This is a genomic window from Enterobacter cloacae complex sp. 2022EL-00981 (assembly GCF_028737495.1).
In the GTDB taxonomy this organism is placed as follows: domain Bacteria; phylum Pseudomonadota; class Gammaproteobacteria; order Enterobacterales; family Enterobacteriaceae; genus Enterobacter; species Enterobacter cloacae.
This window is the reverse complement of record NZ_JAQZRK010000010.1, coordinates 124,300-140,020: the sequence shown is the minus strand read 5'-3', so window position 1 is coordinate 140,020 and position 15,721 is coordinate 124,300. Positions and strand designations below refer to the sequence as shown.

The window sequence follows — 15,721 nt, the reverse complement described above, 5'->3', positions numbered from 1 at the left end:
AAAGACGCGGAGAAAAATTTCTGGCAGACTGTCTGTAAAGGCACGATGAGGTCTCTTCTGATTTGTTAGCGCAACCAGTAGATCACACTTCATCGTGCTTTTCATTTTTCTGGGGAACCCTCAGCCCACCGGGAGAGGGCACAAACATAAAAAACGGCAACCGAAGTTGCCGTTTTACTTTTATTTCGCAATACGCTTGTACTTAATACGCTTCGGCTCCAGCGCGTCTGCGCCCAGCGTGCGTTTCTTGTACTCTTCGTATTCGGTGAAGTTACCTTCGAAGAACTCAACTTTCCCTTCATCCTGGTAGTCCAGAATGTGGGTGGCGATACGGTCAAGGAACCAACGGTCGTGCGAGATAACCATGGCACAGCCCGGGAACTCCAGCAGGGCGTTTTCCAGCGCGCGCAGGGTTTCGATGTCGAGGTCGTTGGTTGGTTCATCGAGCAGCAGTACGTTACCGCCAACCTGCAGCAGCTTCGCCAGATGCAGACGACCACGCTCACCACCGGACAACTCGCCGACGCGTTTACCCTGATCGGTACCTTTGAAGTTAAAGCGGCCAACATAGGCGCGGCTCGGCATTTCGGTGTTACCGATACGCATGATATCCAGCCCGCCGGAGACTTCTTCCCACACGGTTTTGCTGTTATCCATTGCGTCACGGAACTGGTCAACGGACGCCAGTTTCACCGTTTCACCCAGGGTGATAGAACCGCTGTCTGGCTGCTCCTGACCGGACATCATACGGAACAGGGTGGATTTACCCGCGCCGTTCGGACCGATGATACCGACGATGGCACCCTTCGGTACGGAGAAGGAGAGATCGTCGATCAGCACGCGGTCACCGTAAGATTTACGCAGGTTGCTGACTTCGACCACTTTATCCCCCAGACGCGCGCCAGGTGGAATAAACAGTTCGTTGGTTTCGTTACGTTTCTGGTATTCGGTGTTGTTCAGCTCTTCAAAGCGTGCCAGACGGGCTTTGCCCTTAGACTGACGGCCCTTCGTGCCCTGACGTACCCATTCCAGCTCTTTCTCAATAGACTTACGGCGTGCTGCTTCAGCTGACGCTTCCTGCGCCAGACGCTGATCTTTCTGCTCCAGCCAGGAAGAGTAGTTGCCTTCCCATGGGATACCCTCGCCGCGGTCCAGCTCCAGGATCCAGCCCGCCACGTTGTCGAGGAAGTAACGGTCGTGGGTGATCGCCACCACGGTGCCTTCGAAGTCGTGCAGGAAGCGTTCCAGCCACGCCACGGATTCCGCATCCAGGTGGTTAGTGGGTTCGTCGAGCAGCAGCATGTCTGGTTTTTCCAGCAGCAGACGGCACAGCGCCACGCGGCGACGCTCACCACCGGAGAGGTTGGCGATTTTCGCATCCCAGTCCGGCAGACGCAGGGCGTCAGCGGCGCGCTCCAGCTGCACGTTCAGGTTGTGACCGTCGTGCGCCTGGATAATCTCTTCAAATTTGCCTTGCTGAGCGGCCAGTTTATCGAAGTCCGCATCTGGCTCGGCGTATTTGGCATACACTTCATCCAGACCTTTCAGCGCGTTAACCACTTCGGATACCGCTTCTTCAACCGATTCACGAACGGTGTGTTCAGGGTTCAGCTGAGGTTCCTGCGGCAGGTAGCCAATTTTGATGCCTGGCTGCGGACGGGCTTCACCTTCGATGTCTGTATCGATGCCGGCCATGATGCGCAGCAGGGTGGACTTACCGGCACCGTTGAGGCCCAGAACACCGATTTTTGCGCCCGGGAAGAAGCTCAGCGAGATATTTTTAAGAATATGACGTTTCGGCGGTACCACTTTGCCGACACGATGCATGGTATAAACGAATTGAGCCACGTTGGACTTCGCCTCTTTTATCGTGATGAAAAGGAATTTCAGCCTCGAAGTGTAGCCTTTTTCCCGCCCTAATCCCAGCCAGGAACGTCGGGAGTGTTAAAACGCGCAGGAAAGGTAAAAAAGTGTCCGTAACGTGGCGCGTTCCGGGATGCCTGGTTAGCATAAGTTAATTAGACTTTGACGTGGCAAGACGCTGCAATTGACGAAAAAACAATGAGGAAGAGCTTGTGGAAAAAGCCAAACGGGTGGTCTGGCGTCTGCTGGCGGCCAGCGTATGCGTAATGGCGGTAAGCCAGGCGGTGCATGCCGATTCACTGGATGAACAACGTAACCGCTACGCCCAGATTAAACAGGCGTGGGACAACAAACAGATGGATACTGTGCAGGCGTTGATGCCGACGCTGAAAGACTATCCTCTCTATCCCTATCTGGAGTATCGCCAGATTACTGACGATCTCATGAATCAACCCACGGTCACCGTGAATAACTTCATTCAGGCGAACCCGACCCTGCCGCCCGCCCGGAACCTGCAGTCTCGTTTTGTAAACGAGCTGGCGCGTCGTGAAGACTGGCGCGGACTGCTGGCGTTCAGCCCGGAAAAACCGAACACCACGGAAGCCCAGTGTAACTATTACTATGCAAAATGGGCCACCGGTCAGCAGGAGGAAGCCTGGGCCGGGGCAAAAGAGCTGTGGCTGACCGGGAAAAGCCAGCCGAACGCCTGTGATTCGCTCTTTGGTGCCTGGCGTGCTTCCGGTAAACAGGATCCGCTGGCTTACCTTGAACGTATCCGTCTGGCGATGAAAGCCGGAAACACGCGTCTGGTGATGGCTCTGGCGGGTCAAATGCCGTCGGATTACCAGACCATTTCCACGGCCGTGATGTCGCTGGCAAACGACCCCAACAGCGTTCTGACCTTTGCCCGCAGCACGGGAGCGACCGATTTTACCCGACAGATGGCGGCGGTGGCCTTTGCCAGCGTGGCGCGTGACGATGTCGAAAACGCGCGGCTGATGATCCCGCAGCTGGTGCAGGCACAGCAGCTCAATGAAGAGCAAACCCAGGAACTGCGCGACATCGTGGCGTGGAGACTGATGGGCTCGGACGTAACCGACGAACAGGCCCGCTGGCGGGATGATGCCATTATGCGCTCCAACTCCACGTCGCTGGTGGAACGTCGCGTGCGCATGGCGCTGGGGACGGGCGATCGTAAAGGCCTTAATACCTGGCTTGCGCGTCTGCCGATGGAAGCCAAAGAGAAAGACGAATGGCGCTACTGGCAGGCGGATCTGCTGATGGAGCGGGGACGCGATGACGAAGCCAAAGAGATCCTCCACGCGCTGATGCAGCAGCGAGGCTTCTACCCAATGGTGGCCGCGCAGCGTCTGGGTGAGGAGTACACCTTCCGCATTGATAAAGCGCCGGGTAACGCCAGCCCGGCGTTGACCCAGGGGCCGGAAATGGCGCGCGTGCGCGAGCTGATGTACTGGAATATGGACAACACCGCCCGTAGCGAGTGGGCGAATCTGGTCACCAGCCGCACTACGGATGAGAAAGCCCAGCTTGCCCGTTACGCCTTTGATAACCACTGGTGGGATCTGAGCGTTCAGGCGACGATCGCTGGCAAGCTGTGGGATCATCTCGAAGAACGTTTCCCGCTGGCCTACAAAGATCTGTTCGATCGCTACACCAGCGGTAAAGATATTCCGCAAAGCTACGCCATGGCGATTGCCCGTCAGGAGAGCGCCTGGAACCCGAAAGTCCGTTCCCCGGTAGGGGCCAGCGGCCTGATGCAGATTATGCCGGGCACGGCGACGCATACGGTGAAGATGTTTAATATCCCGGGATACAGCAGTCCATCACAGCTGCTGGATCCGGATACCAACATCAACATTGGTACCAGTTATCTGCAGTACGTCTATCAGCAGTTTGGTAACAACCGCATTTTCGCCTCTGCGGCGTATAACGCGGGCCCAGGGCGCGTGCGTACCTGGCTGGGTAACAGCGCCGGACGCATCGACGCCGTGGCGTTTGTCGAGAGTATTCCGTTCTCAGAAACGCGCGGCTACGTGAAGAACGTGCTGGCGTATGATGCCTATTACCGTTACTTCATGGGGCAAAAAGATACCCTGATGAGCGATGCGGAGTGGCAGAGACGTTACTGATTGGGATGGGTTGTGTTATGCTGTACTCGTTAATGAGTACAACAGGCGGCATAACATGACCCAGCATTCCCCGTATTCCTCGGCACTGGCCGAACAACGTCATCAGGAGTGGCTTCGTTTTGTGGAGTTGCTCCGCCAGTCTTACGACCAGGATCTGCATTTACCCCTGCTGCAACTGATGCTGACGCCGGACGAGCGTGAGGCGTTGGGCACGCGCGTGCGGATCATCGAAGAGTTACTGCGCGGTGAGATGAGCCAGCGTGAGCTCAAAAACGAACTGGGCGCGGGGATCGCGACGATCACCCGCGGTTCAAACAGCCTGAAGTCTGCGCCGGTTGAGCTGCGTCAGTGGCTGGAAGCGGTATTGCTGAAAAACGCCGGATGACGGCTGCGCCTTATCCGGCCTACACGTTCAACGATAAATGGCGTTATGGAACGGGCTTAACGCCAGGATCACTGCCTGATGGTAAACGCTTGAGCGCGTAAGCGCGCCAGCAGTAAAGACGCCAATCGCCCCTTCTTTACGGCCTATTTCATCAATGCCGGTGTATTGCGACATCACTGGCCCGAGCGCTTCGCCTGCGCACACTTTTTCCAGAATCATGTCCGGCAGCGGCAGGGTGGCCGAGCGTGCTTCACCGCGCTGTTCACGGCTTTCGATAACCACCCAGCTAAACGTCGCGCCTTCGTCAATTCCCGCTTCAATGGCGACCCAGAAGTCGGCATCGGGTGCGGCCGCTTTCGCATTTAACACGCGATTTCGTGCGCCAGCGCGCGTTTCTTCGCTGCCAAACGGCTGTTCAGGAACGCCACTCTCGACGCCGACGGCATCAATATGGCAGGATCCTTCGCCGAAAATCTCTTCAAATGCCCTTAGAATTGCCTGAATTTTGGCAGGATTGGTGGTAGCAGAGACAACATGGTGCATAATTAAGCTCGATTCAAAAAAACTCATCGCAGTATAACGGAAAAAAAGCATGTTACAGGTATACCTTGTTCGCCACGGTGAAACGCAGTGGAACGCCGAGCGACGTATTCAAGGCCAGTCCGACAGTCCTCTCACTGAAAAGGGTGTTCAGCAAGCGTGGCAGGTGGCAGAACGTGCCAGAACGCTGGGCATTACCCATGTCATCACCAGCGATTTAGGTCGCACGCAGCAGACGGCGCGCATAATTGCTGATGCCTGTGGTTGTGATGTGCTGCTTGAACCGCGCCTGCGCGAGCTGGATATGGGGGTGCTCGAAAAACGCCATATCGATACGCTGACGGAAACGGAAGAGGGCTGGCGCCGCACGCTGGTTAACGGTACCGAAGATGGCCGTATCCCTGAGGGCGAATCCATGCAGGAGCTGAGCGTGCGTATGCATGCTGCGCTGGCGGAATGCCTGAAGCTACCCGCCGGAAGCCGTCCACTGCTGGTGAGTCACGGGATTGCGCTGGGATGTCTGGTCAGCACCATTCTGGGGTTACCGGCCTATGCGGAGCGCCGTTTGCGCCTGCGCAACTGCTCTATTTCCCGTATTGATTATCAGGAAAGCGCGTGGCTGGCGTCGGGATGGGTCGTTGAGATGGCAGGGGACATTTCGCATCTTGATGCCCCTGCACTGGATGAACTGCAGCGCTAACGACGGATCGGGATTAAGAATTCCATCCGCAGATTAATGGGGCCTTCTTCCGGTTTCGCATCGCTTGCCGGGTAGTAGCGCTCAATATCCTGACCTTTACGGCGATTCAGGTTCAGCATAGGCATGCATGTTCCGTAAACGGTCAGGATGAATTCCTGTACGCCCGTTCCCAGCCCTTCGTAGGAGAACATCACGTACTCTCCGCCTTCCAGCACGACCGGTTTAGAGCCCTGAATATAGCCATTGGCCATTTCCGGCGTTAACGCGGTGGTGTAGAACACCTCCTGCTCGTCGTCTTTTTCCTGGCTTGGATGCGTTTCGTTGAGACCATACAGGATAGGCGGGATCGCCGGGGCATGGCTCAGGAAGTCGCGCCAGAACTGAACGCGCATTTGATGGCGGAACTCAGAAATCTGCTCCAGAGAACAGGTGTAGCTCTGTGTCGTACCGATCAAATGGGTTTCCGGCAGGGTAATGATTTCGTACTTCGGCATGGCGAACTCGCCCAGACGCAGCGGCGGGCGCATACCGTATGAGCTCCAGTCAGGTGAACGGCGATAGAGTGCTGGCGTCAACGAGAACTGTTTTTTAAAAGCTCGGGTGAATGTTTGTTGCGAGTCGAAACGATACTGCAGGGCAATATCAAGAATGGGCCGCGCGGTCAGGCGTAAGGCCACCGCAGATTTAGATAAACGACGTGCGCGAATATAGGCACCGATAGCATGACCGGTGACATCCTTGAACATCCTTTGCAGATGCCACTTGGAATAGCCTGCTTTAGCCGCCACATTATCCAGTGACAAAGGCTGGTCAAGATGACCTTCCAGCCAGGTTAGCAGGTCGCGAATAATTCCAGCCTGATCCATATACTATCCTCATCCTTAAAACAGCAGGTGCCTGATAACAGGTTAGCGGATAATAGCATTTTTTGATGTTTTAGCATTCAGTGTTTTTTTTGCTCATTAATGCTTTTTGTCCTGCGTTTTGGGTGAATATATTCTAATCCTGTGATCTTGCTACATTTTTGTCTAACGTGTTGAATAATCGCTCAACGTAATATTAAGAAATGGTAACAATATGAAATATAAGACATTGCTCTTAACAGCCTTCCTGCTGATAGCGGGCCGCGCGGCGCAGGCGGAACAGATTGGTTCTGTCGACACCGTGTTTAAAATGTTTGGGCCGGACCACAAAATTGTGGTGGAGGCGTTTGACGATCCGGATGTGAAAAACGTCACCTGCTACGTTAGCCGGGCAAAAACCGGGGGGATAAAAGGCGGTCTGGGGCTGGCCGAGGATACATCCGATGCGGCCATCTCCTGCCAGCAGGTCGGGCCGGTTGAACTGAGCGAGAAAATCAAAAACGGCAAAGCGCAGGGGGATGTGGTGTTCCAGAAACGGACGTCGCTGGTCTTCAAAAAGCTGCAGGTGGTGCGTTTTTACGATGCTAAACGTAACACCCTGGCCTACCTTGCTTACTCCGACAAAGTAGTGGAAGGCTCACCGAAAAACGCGATTAGCGCGGTGCCGATTATGCCATGGCGGGAATAAAAAAAACGGCGCGAAAGCGCCGTTTTTTATGGTGCTGACTGTGGGATCACTCCTGCAGGTCACCGCAGAAACGATAGCCTTCACCGTGGATCGTGGCGATGATTTCCGGCGTATCTGGCGTAGATTCGAAATGTTTACGAATACGACGGATGGTCACGTCTACAGTACGGTCGTGTGGCTTCAGCTCACGGCCGGTCATTTTCTTCAGCAGTTCTGCACGGGACTGAATTTTGCCCGGGTTTTCACAGAAGTGCAGCATCGCGCGGAATTCACTGCGCGGCAGTTTATACTGCTCACCGTTCGGGCTGATCAGTGAACGGCTATTGATATCGAGTTCCCAGCCGTTGAATTTGTAGCTGTCTACGCTACGACGCTCTTCGCTGACGGTGCCCAGGTTCATGGTGCGGGACAGCAGGTTGCGTGCACGAATGGTTAACTCGCGTGGGTTAAACGGTTTGGTGATGTAGTCATCCGCACCGATTTCCAGGCCAAGGATCTTATCAACTTCGTTATCACGGCCTGTCAGGAACATTAATGCGACGTTCGCCTGTTCACGCAGTTCGCGCGCCAGCAGAAGGCCGTTTTTACCTGGCAGATTGATATCCATAATGACCAGGTTGATATCATTTTCAGAAAGGATCTGATGCATCTCTGCGCCATCGGTCGCTTCAAAGACATCGTAGCCTTCTGCTTCGAAAATGCTCTTCAACGTGTTGCGTGTTACCAACTCGTCTTCAACGATAAGAATGTGCGGGGTCTGCATGTTTGCTACCTAAATTGCCAACTAAATCGAAACAGGAAGTACAAAAGTCCCTGACCTGCCTGATGCATGTCGCAAATTAACATGACCGGGCTAACGTGACTAAAGTACGTAATTGCGTTCTTGATGCACTTTCCATCAACGTCAACAACATCATTAGCTTGGTCGTGGGTACTTTCCCTTTGGACCCGACAGTGTCAAAAACGGCTGTCATCCTAACCATTTTAACAGCAACATAACAGGCTAAGTGACACCTGACACCCAATAAAACTACGCTTCGTTGACATATATCAAGTTCAATTGTAGCACGTTAACAGTTTGATGAAATCATCATAGCTAAATGCTAGCCTTTGTCACAATTTTTCAATAAACCAACTAGTTGCGGATCTTGATTGATAAACGTTACGAATCCAACTTAAATCGCGTATTCACCCTGTCATTATCATTATAAAACATAAGGATAATCAGGTTCTGTTAACATTCTAAATGATTGTTCAGCTACAAAATAGTTTAGCGCTTTTAATTTGTTATGAAACGCTATTTCGGTGATTTGTGTTGCAAAATTGTAAATTCGCGCCGCGTAATATGTTGACGCGCATCACATTAATCCCCGCTAACTGATTAAAAAGAGAGCATAAATGCATCTGTCGATTGTACTGGTCGCGCCAGCCAGAGCTGAAAATATAGGCGCTGCGGCGCGTGCCATGAAGACCATGGGGTTCACCGATTTGCGTATTGTGGACAGCGCTGCTCACCTGGAGCCCGCGGCGCGTTGGGTGGCGCACGGGTCGGGCGATATTCTTGATAATATAACCACTTACGACACGCTCGCCGACGCGCTGCACGATATTTCGTTTACCGTTGCGACCACGGCGCGCAGTCGGGCGAAGTTCCACTATTACGCCACGCCAGCGGAACTGGTACCGATGCTGAGCGAGAAAAGCCAGTGGCTGGAAAAAGCGGCGCTGGTGTTTGGGCGGGAAGATTCAGGATTAACAAACGAAGAACTGGCGCTCGCGGATGTGCTGACGGGGGCTCCAATGGTCGCGGATTACCCGTCCCTGAATTTAGGCCAGGCGGTGATGGTCTATTGTTATCAATTAGCGTCCTTAATACAAATTCCCCAACCGCCAGCGGTGGGTACCGACGAAAACCAACTGGCCGCGCTGCGTACGCGCGTTGACTACCTGCTGATGCAACTTGGCGTGGCGGATGACCAAAAAATGGCTGACTGGCTGCAGCAGCGTCTTGGGCGCCTGGAGCAGCGCGATACGGCAATGCTGCACCGTTTGCTGCACGATATCGAAAAAAAATTAGCCGAGTAAAATGCTGCCATAATTTTTTACTATGGCGTAAGCGTCTGACGTTAAGGGTTGCCTCTGGCGGAATCGGATGAAAATAAATCTGCACGCAGCGGGACGTAAGAATCCGCTGAATTGTGATCAAATTAAAAATTCATTGACTTAAGGTGCCCGATCCTTTAACCCTAAAAGAATACAGCACAGACAGATAATAATGACAGAGTACACAACATCCATGAAACGCATCAGCATCACCACCATTACCACAACCATCATCATTACCACAGGTAACGATGCGGGCTGACGCGTACAGGAAAAACAGAAAAAAGCCCGCACCTGAACAGTGCGGGCTTTTTTTTCGGCTAAAGGAAACGAGGTAGAACCATGCGTGTGTTGAAGTTCGGCGGTACATCAGTGGCAAATGCAGAACGCTTTCTGCGTGTTGCCGATATCCTGGAGAGCAACGCCAGGCAGGGACAGGTCGCGACCGTTCTCTCTGCGCCGGCAAAAATCACTAACCACCTGGTGGCGATGATTGAAAAGACCATTGGCGGTCAGGATGCACTTCCGAACATTAGCGATGCCGAGCGTATCTTCGCCGAGCTGCTTCAGGGGCTGGCGGAGGCACAGCCAGGTTTCCCGCTCGTACAGCTGAAAGTCTTCGTAGAACAAGAATTTGCCCAGATTAAACATGTGCTGCACGGTATCAGCCTGCTGGGTCAGTGCCCGGACAGCATCAACGCGGCGTTAATTTGCCGCGGTGAGAAACTCTCTATCGCCATCATGGCGGGCCTGCTGGAAGCGCGCGGGCATCACGTCACGGTGATTGATCCGGTTGAAAAACTGCTGGCGGTGGGCCACTACCTCGAATCCACCGTTGATATTGCTGAATCAACCCGCCGCATCGCTGCGAGCAAAATTCCTTCTGACCATATGATCCTGATGGCGGGCTTCACCGCCGGCAATGAAAAGGGTGAACTGGTGGTGCTGGGCCGTAACGGCTCTGATTACTCTGCTGCCGTGCTGGCCGCCTGTTTACGCGCGGACTGTTGCGAGATCTGGACTGACGTTGACGGCGTATACACCTGCGACCCGCGCCAGGTACCGGACGCCAGGCTGCTGAAGTCGATGTCTTACCAGGAGGCGATGGAGCTTTCCTACTTCGGCGCGAAAGTGCTTCACCCTCGTACCATCTCCCCCATTGCCCAGTTCCAGATCCCTTGCCTGATTAAAAATACCGGTAACCCGCAAGCGCCTGGCACGCTGATTGGCGCCAGCACAGACGAAGATGGCCTGCCGGTGAAAGGCATCTCCAACCTCAACAACATGGCAATGTTCAGCGTCTCCGGGCCTGGTATGAAAGGGATGGTTGGCATGGCGGCGCGCGTGTTTGCCGCAATGTCACGCAATGGGATCTCTGTGGTGCTGATCACCCAGTCCTCATCGGAATACAGCATCAGCTTCTGCGTGCCGCAGGGTGACTGTCTGCGCGCCCGTCGTGCGCTGGAAGAAGAGTTCTATCTGGAGCTGAAAGAAGAGCTGCTGGAGCCGTTATCCATTCAGGAACGTCTTGCGGTTATCTCCGTGGTTGGCGACGGTATGCGCACGCTGCGCGGTATCTCCGCCAAATTCTTTGCCGCGCTGGCGCGTGCCAATATTAATATCGTGGCGATTGCCCAGGGCTCATCCGAGCGTTCTATTTCGGTGGTGGTTGATAACGATGATGCGACTACCGGCGTACGCGTGGTTCATCAGATGCTGTTCAACACCGATCAGGTGATTGAGCTGTTCCTGATTGGCGTGGGCGGCGTTGGCGGTGCGCTGCTGGAGCAGGTGAAGCGTCAGCAGGAGTGGTTGAAGAAGAAGCATATCGATCTGCGCGTCTGCGGGATCGCCAACTCAAAAGCGCTGCTGACCAACGTTCACGGGCTGAACCTGGAAAACTGGCAGGCCGAGTTGAACGAGGCAAAAGAGCCGTTCAACCTGGGGCGTCTGATCCGTCTGGTGAAAGAGTATCACCTGCTGAACCCGGTGATTGTCGATTGTACGTCGAACCAGGCGGTTGCCGATCAGTACGCGGACTTCCTGCGCGAAGGCTTCCATGTGGTCACGCCGAACAAAAAGGCCAACACCTCGTCGATGGATTACTATCACCAGCTGCGTCTGGCGGCGAGCAAATCGCGTCGCAAGTTCCTGTACGACACCAATGTGGGGGCGGGCCTGCCGGTTATCGAAAACCTGCAGAACCTGCTGAACGCGGGCGACGAACTGCAACGTTTCTCCGGCATTCTCTCCGGTTCGCTGTCCTTTATTTTCGGTAAGCTGGATGAAGGGATGAGCCTCTCAGAAGCAACCCGCGCCGCGCGTGAACTGGGCTACACCGAGCCGGATCCGCGTGACGATCTCTCCGGTATGGACGTGGCGCGCAAACTGCTTATTCTGGCGCGCGAAACGGGCCGTGAGCTGGAGCTTTCCGATATCGTGATAGAACCCGTGCTGCCGGCTGAATTTGACAGCAGCGGTGACGTCATCGCCTTTATGGATAATTTACCGCAGTTGGATGACGTTTTTGCCGCACGCGTGGCGAAAGCCCGTGATGAAGGTAAGGTATTGCGCTATGTTGGCAACATTGAAGAAGATGGCGTGTGCCGGGTGAAGATTGCCGAAGTCGATGGCAACGATCCGTTGTACAAAGTCAAAAACGGCGAAAACGCCCTGGCGTTTTACAGCCACTATTATCAGCCATTGCCGCTGGTGCTTCGCGGCTATGGCGCAGGGAACGATGTTACGGCGGCGGGTGTGTTTGCCGATCTGCTGCGTACCCTGTCATGGAAGTTAGGAGTTTAACATGGTCAAAGTTTATGCCCCGGCTTCCAGCGCCAATATGAGCGTCGGGTTTGATGTGCTGGGTGCGGCGGTGACGCCGGTGGACGGTTCACTATTGGGCGATACGGTCACGGTGGAAGCGGCAGAAAGTTTCAGCCTGAATAACGTGGGACGTTTTGCCAGCAAGCTGCCGTCCGAACCGCGCGAGAATATTGTCTATCAGTGCTGGGAGCGCTTCTGTCAGGAGATCGGGAAAAACGTGCCGGTCGCCATGACGCTGGAAAAAAGTATGCCGATTGGCTCTGGCCTGGGGTCAAGTGCCTGCTCTGTTGTGGCCGCGCTGGTGGCGATGAATGAGCACTGCGGCAAACCCCTGAACAATAGCCGTCTGCTGGGGTTAATGGGTGAGCTGGAAGGCCGCATCTCTGGCAGTATCCACTACGATAACGTCGCGCCGTGTTTCCTCGGCGGTATGCAGTTGATGATCGAAGAAAATGGCATCATCAGCCAGCAAGTGCCAGGGTTTGATGAGTGGCTGTGGGTGCTGGCCTACCCGGGTATCAAAGTGTCTACCGCGGAAGCGCGGGCGATCCTGCCTGCGCAGTATCGTCGTCAGGACTGCATCGCCCACGGGCGTCACCTGGCAGGCTTTATTCACGCCTGTTATACCCGTCAGCCACAGCTGGCGGCGAAATTGATGAAAGATGTGATTGCCGAACCGTATCGTACGAAGTTGCTGCCTGGCTTTAATGAGGCGCGACAGGCATCGCTTGATATTGGCGCGCAGGCGTGCGGCATCTCCGGCTCCGGCCCGACGCTGTTCGCCCTGTGCGATAAGCCAGACACCGCGCAGCGCGTGGCGGACTGGCTCTCTAAACACTACCTGCAAAATCAGGAAGGCTTTGTTCATATTTGCCGTCTGGACACGGCTGGCGCACGAGTACTGGGATAACGAATGAAACTCTATAATCTGAAAGATCATAACGAGCAGGTCAGCTTCGCGCAGGCGGTGACTCAGGGACTGGGCAAAAATCAGGGGCTGTTCTTCCCTCACGATCTCCCTGAATTCCAGCTGACCGACATTGATGAGCTGCTGAAGCAGGACTTTGTCACGCGCAGCACAAAAATTTTGTCTGCGTTTATCGGCGACGAAATCCCGCAGGAGTTGCTGGAAGAACGCGTACGTGCGGCGTTCGCCTTCCCGGCACCGGTTCAGCAGGTTGAGCCGGATGTGGGCTGTCTGGAGCTGTTCCACGGCCCAACGCTGGCGTTTAAAGACTTCGGCGGCCGCTTTATGGCGCAGATGCTTACCCACATCAGCGGCGACAAGCCGGTCACCATTCTGACCGCTACCTCCGGGGATACCGGTGCCGCCGTGGCGCATGCTTTTTACGGTCTGAAGAACGTCCGCGTGGTGATCCTCTATCCGAAAGGCAAGATCAGCCCACTCCAGGAAAAACTGTTCTGCACCCTCGGCGGCAACATTGAAACCGTGGCGGTAGATGGCGACTTCGATGCCTGTCAGGCGCTGGTGAAACAGGCCTTCGATGATGAAGAGCTGAAAGCCGCGCTGGGGCTCAACTCTGCTAACTCCATTAACATCAGCCGCCTGCTGGCGCAGATTTGCTACTACTTTGAAGCGGTTGCCCAACTGCCGCAAGAGGCGCGTAATCAGCTGGTGGTTTCGGTACCGAGCGGAAACTTTGGCGACCTGACAGCGGGCCTGCTGGCGAAATCCCTCGGGCTGCCGGTGAAACGCTTTATTGCGGCGACTAACGCCAACGACACCGTGCCACGCTTCCTGAAAGATGGTAAATGGGCGCCGAACGCGACCCAGGCGACGCTCTCTAACGCGATGGACGTGTCACAGCCAAACAACTGGCCGCGCGTGGAAGAGCTGTTCCGCCGTAAAGTGTGGCGTCTGGGCGATCTGGGCTATGCGGCGGTCACCGATGAAACCACCAAAAGCACTATGCGTGAGCTGAAAGCGGTGGGGTATACCTCTGAACCGCATGCGGCGATTGCTTACCGTGCGCTGCGCGACCAGCTTAATCCTGGCGAGTATGGCCTGTTCCTGGGGACGGCGCATCCGGCAAAATTCAAAGAGAGCGTGGAAGAGATTCTGGGTGAAACGCTACCGCTGCCGAAAGAGCTGGCGGATCGCGCTGACCTGCCGCTGCTCTCTCATGAGCTGCCAGCGGATTTTGCCGCGCTGCGTAAGCTGATGATGACCCGAGCGTGATTTTTTGCCCGGTGGCGTTGCGCTTACCGGGCCTGCAACGATCTCAATCGTAGCCGGGTAAGCGAAGCGCCACCCGGCTTTTTTGTGAAGAAAATAAGGAGAAAAATAGCAGGGAAAAAGCAGAAATTCCCAATAAATGCGGTCACTTAGCGTTTAGGATTGCAGAGAATAACATCCCCGGTTCCCCTCACGTAATCTCCTTACATCGGCCCACGTTGGGTAAGAATCATAAGGAGTCACCGATGTCTAAACTGAAACCTGCGCTGATTGCGCTTTCACTGATGCTGGTCGCTCCCATGGCGGTACAGGCATCCGAAATCACCCTGGTTCCGGCGGTTAAACTGCAGATTGGCGATCGGGATAATAACGGCCATTACTGGGACGGCGGCCGCTGGCGCGACCATGACTGGTGGAAGGCGCATTATGAGTGGCGCGATAACCACTGGCGTCCACATGATGAGCATCGCGATCGTGACGATCGTCATGACCACCGCCACGACGATCACCGACCAGGCCCGGACTGGAAGCATCACTAATACAAACCCCGCCAGCAGGCGGGGTTGTTTTTTTACTGTTCGTGGCGCTTAAACACCAGTTCCCCTTTCCCTGACGCTTCCTCGTCAAAGAAATACCCCTCGCTGTTGAATCCGGTGAGCTGCTCTGGCTTCGTCAGGCGGTTTTGAATGATGTAGCGGCTCATCAGGCCACGCGCTTTTTTGGCATAAAAGCTGATGACCTTAAACTTGCCGTTTTTCTCATCAAGGAAGACCGGTTTAATAATTTCCGCATCGAGCTTTTTCGGCTTCACCGATTTGAAGTATTCATCGGAGGCGAGGTTAATCACCACGTTATCCCCCTGCGCGTGCAGGGCTGCGTTCAGCTTATCGGTGATAATGTCGCCCCAGAAATGGTACAGATCTTTGCCTTTGGCGTTTTCCAGGCGGATGCCCATCTCCAGACGATAGGGCTGCATCAGATCCAGCGGGCGCAGCACGCCGTACAGGCCTGAAAGCATACGCAGATGCTGCTGGGCAAAATCGAAATCGGCTTCGCTGAACTCTTCTGCCTGCAGGCCGGTATAGACATCGCCCTTGAAGGCCAGAAGCGCCTGGCGCGCATTCGCAGGAGTAAAGTCAGGATGCCACTCATGGAAGCGGGTCGCGTTGAGATCGGCGAGCTTATCACTGATGCTCATCAGCGAGGCGATTTGCGGCGCGGAGAGCTTACGCGCCTCGTGAATCAGCTGTTGCGAGTAGTCCAGCAGTTCAGGCTGGGTATAACGCTCGGTCGCGAGCGGGCTCTGGTAGTCGAGCGTTTTTGCAGGTGAAATCAGAATCAGCATATCCAGTCCTTGCAGGAAATTTAAGGCGACTTTAGCAAAAAATCGCCCTGAATTGATCGAT

The 15,721-nt window shown here is 54.7% G+C and carries 16 protein-coding genes and 1 other annotated feature; of the genes, 11 read left to right on the top strand and 5 right to left on the bottom strand.

The window, feature by feature from the left end; translation table 11 throughout:
- Positions 1 to 180: 180 nt before the first annotated feature.
- Positions 181 to 1,848: an energy-dependent translational throttle protein EttA gene (gene ettA / locus PUZ33_RS11400; RefSeq protein WP_013095500.1), complete on the bottom strand. Its 1,668-nt coding sequence runs from the start codon at positions 1,846 to 1,848 to the stop codon at positions 181 to 183.
- A gap of 227 nt (positions 1,849 to 2,075) precedes the next feature.
- Between ettA and sltY the strand changes: the two genes are divergently transcribed.
- Entirely contained in the window at positions 2,076 to 4,013 is a 1,938-nt protein-coding gene (sltY, locus tag PUZ33_RS11395) for a murein transglycosylase (protein ID WP_013095501.1), read from the top strand.
- Positions 4,014 to 4,068: 55 nt separating this feature from the next.
- Positions 4,069 to 4,398, top strand: a complete 330-nt coding sequence (gene trpR / locus PUZ33_RS11390) for a trp operon repressor (RefSeq protein ID WP_013095502.1) — start codon at positions 4,069 to 4,071, stop codon at positions 4,396 to 4,398.
- A 27-nt stretch (positions 4,399 to 4,425) separates the two neighbouring features.
- Here trpR and yjjX read toward each other — a convergent pair whose 3' ends face one another.
- The gene (gene yjjX, locus PUZ33_RS11385) at positions 4,426 to 4,941 is read right to left on the bottom strand and encodes an inosine/xanthosine triphosphatase (RefSeq protein ID WP_058681554.1); all 516 of its coding nucleotides are present in this window, start codon (positions 4,939 to 4,941) and stop codon (positions 4,426 to 4,428) included.
- A gap of 49 nt (positions 4,942 to 4,990) precedes the next feature.
- Between yjjX and gpmB the strand changes: the two genes are divergently transcribed.
- The gene (gene gpmB / locus PUZ33_RS11380) at positions 4,991 to 5,638 is read left to right on the top strand and encodes a 2,3-diphosphoglycerate-dependent phosphoglycerate mutase GpmB (protein WP_013095504.1); all 648 of its coding nucleotides are present in this window, start codon (positions 4,991 to 4,993) and stop codon (positions 5,636 to 5,638) included.
- Here gpmB and robA read toward each other — a convergent pair.
- Positions 5,635 to 6,504 carry an MDR efflux pump AcrAB transcriptional activator RobA gene (gene robA / locus PUZ33_RS11375; protein WP_013095505.1) on the bottom strand — a complete coding sequence of 290 codons (870 nt, stop codon included), beginning with the start codon at positions 6,502 to 6,504 and terminating at the stop codon, positions 5,635 to 5,637. The genes gpmB and robA overlap by 4 nt on opposite strands.
- A 211-nt stretch (positions 6,505 to 6,715) precedes the next feature.
- On the opposite strand from robA, the gene creA reads away from it, so the two are divergent.
- Entirely contained in the window at positions 6,716 to 7,189 is a 474-nt protein-coding gene (creA, locus tag PUZ33_RS11370) for a protein CreA (RefSeq protein ID WP_023621220.1), read from the top strand.
- Between the two features lie 46 nt (positions 7,190 to 7,235).
- Here the strand turns inward: creA and arcA are convergent, their stop codons facing one another.
- Complete coding sequence (gene arcA, locus PUZ33_RS11365) at positions 7,236 to 7,952, bottom strand: two-component system response regulator ArcA (RefSeq protein WP_003856501.1); 717 nt, start codon at positions 7,950 to 7,952, stop codon at positions 7,236 to 7,238.
- A 95-nt stretch (positions 7,953 to 8,047) separates the two neighbouring features.
- On the opposite strand from arcA, the gene yjjY reads away from it, so the two are divergent.
- The 7 genes from yjjY (at position 8,048) to PUZ33_RS11330 (ending at position 14,854) form a co-directional block, all read left to right on the top strand.
- Positions 8,048 to 8,188 carry a protein YjjY gene (gene yjjY, locus PUZ33_RS11360; RefSeq protein ID WP_001541509.1) on the top strand — a complete coding sequence of 47 codons (141 nt, stop codon included), beginning with the start codon at positions 8,048 to 8,050 and terminating at the stop codon, positions 8,186 to 8,188.
- Between the two features lie 399 nt (positions 8,189 to 8,587).
- Positions 8,588 to 9,274, top strand: coding sequence for a tRNA/rRNA methyltransferase (locus tag PUZ33_RS11355; RefSeq protein WP_058681512.1), 687 nt, complete (start codon positions 8,588 to 8,590; stop codon positions 9,272 to 9,274).
- Between the two features lie 211 nt (positions 9,275 to 9,485).
- Positions 9,486 to 9,554: a thr operon leader peptide gene (gene thrL / locus PUZ33_RS11350; protein ID WP_015572623.1), complete on the top strand. Its 69-nt coding sequence runs from the start codon at positions 9,486 to 9,488 to the stop codon at positions 9,552 to 9,554.
- Positions 9,493 to 9,610: a sequence feature (Thr leader region), on the top strand. It overlaps the preceding gene by 62 nt.
- Positions 9,611 to 9,634: 24 nt before the next feature.
- The gene (gene thrA / locus PUZ33_RS11345) at positions 9,635 to 12,097 is read left to right on the top strand and encodes a bifunctional aspartate kinase/homoserine dehydrogenase I (protein WP_058681513.1); all 2,463 of its coding nucleotides are present in this window, start codon (positions 9,635 to 9,637) and stop codon (positions 12,095 to 12,097) included.
- 1 nt (position 12,098) lies between these two features.
- The gene (gene thrB / locus PUZ33_RS11340; RefSeq protein ID WP_013095510.1) at positions 12,099 to 13,028 is read left to right on the top strand and encodes a homoserine kinase; all 930 of its coding nucleotides are present in this window, start codon (positions 12,099 to 12,101) and stop codon (positions 13,026 to 13,028) included.
- Positions 13,029 to 13,031: 3 nt separating this feature from the next.
- Positions 13,032 to 14,318: a threonine synthase gene (gene thrC / locus PUZ33_RS11335; protein ID WP_013095511.1), complete on the top strand. Its 1,287-nt coding sequence runs from the start codon at positions 13,032 to 13,034 to the stop codon at positions 14,316 to 14,318.
- 242 nt (positions 14,319 to 14,560) lie between these two features.
- Positions 14,561 to 14,854 (top strand): DUF2502 domain-containing protein, encoded by a 294-nt coding sequence (locus tag PUZ33_RS11330; protein ID WP_013095512.1) that lies wholly within the window; start codon positions 14,561 to 14,563, stop codon positions 14,852 to 14,854.
- Positions 14,855 to 14,886: 32 nt separating this feature from the next.
- Here the strand turns inward: PUZ33_RS11330 and yaaA are convergent, their stop codons facing one another.
- The gene (gene yaaA / locus PUZ33_RS11325) at positions 14,887 to 15,660 is read right to left on the bottom strand and encodes a peroxide stress protein YaaA (protein ID WP_013095513.1); all 774 of its coding nucleotides are present in this window, start codon (positions 15,658 to 15,660) and stop codon (positions 14,887 to 14,889) included.
- Between the last annotated feature and the right edge of the window lie 61 nt (positions 15,661 to 15,721).

Excerpts from the sequence above, each read along its gene's own strand:
- trpR (WP_013095502.1), top strand. The coding sequence starts at position 4,069 with ATGACCCAGCATTCCCCGTATTCCTCGGCACTGGCCGAACAACGTCAT.
- yjjX (WP_058681554.1), bottom strand. The coding sequence starts at position 4,941 with ATGCACCATGTTGTCTCTGCTACCACCAATCCTGCCAAAATTCAGGCA.
- gpmB (WP_013095504.1), top strand. The coding sequence starts at position 4,991 with ATGTTACAGGTATACCTTGTTCGCCACGGTGAAACGCAGTGGAACGCC.
- robA (WP_013095505.1), bottom strand. The coding sequence starts at position 6,504 with ATGGATCAGGCTGGAATTATTCGCGACCTGCTAACCTGGCTGGAAGGT.
- creA (WP_023621220.1), top strand. The coding sequence starts at position 6,716 with ATGAAATATAAGACATTGCTCTTAACAGCCTTCCTGCTGATAGCGGGC.
- arcA (WP_003856501.1), bottom strand. The coding sequence starts at position 7,952 with ATGCAGACCCCGCACATTCTTATCGTTGAAGACGAGTTGGTAACACGC.
- PUZ33_RS11355 (WP_058681512.1), top strand. The coding sequence starts at position 8,588 with ATGCATCTGTCGATTGTACTGGTCGCGCCAGCCAGAGCTGAAAATATA.
- thrA (WP_058681513.1), top strand. The coding sequence starts at position 9,635 with ATGCGTGTGTTGAAGTTCGGCGGTACATCAGTGGCAAATGCAGAACGC.
- thrB (WP_013095510.1), top strand. The coding sequence starts at position 12,099 with ATGGTCAAAGTTTATGCCCCGGCTTCCAGCGCCAATATGAGCGTCGGG.
- thrC (WP_013095511.1), top strand. The coding sequence starts at position 13,032 with ATGAAACTCTATAATCTGAAAGATCATAACGAGCAGGTCAGCTTCGCG.
- PUZ33_RS11330 (WP_013095512.1), top strand. The coding sequence starts at position 14,561 with ATGTCTAAACTGAAACCTGCGCTGATTGCGCTTTCACTGATGCTGGTC.
- yaaA (WP_013095513.1), bottom strand. The coding sequence starts at position 15,660 with ATGCTGATTCTGATTTCACCTGCAAAAACGCTCGACTACCAGAGCCCG.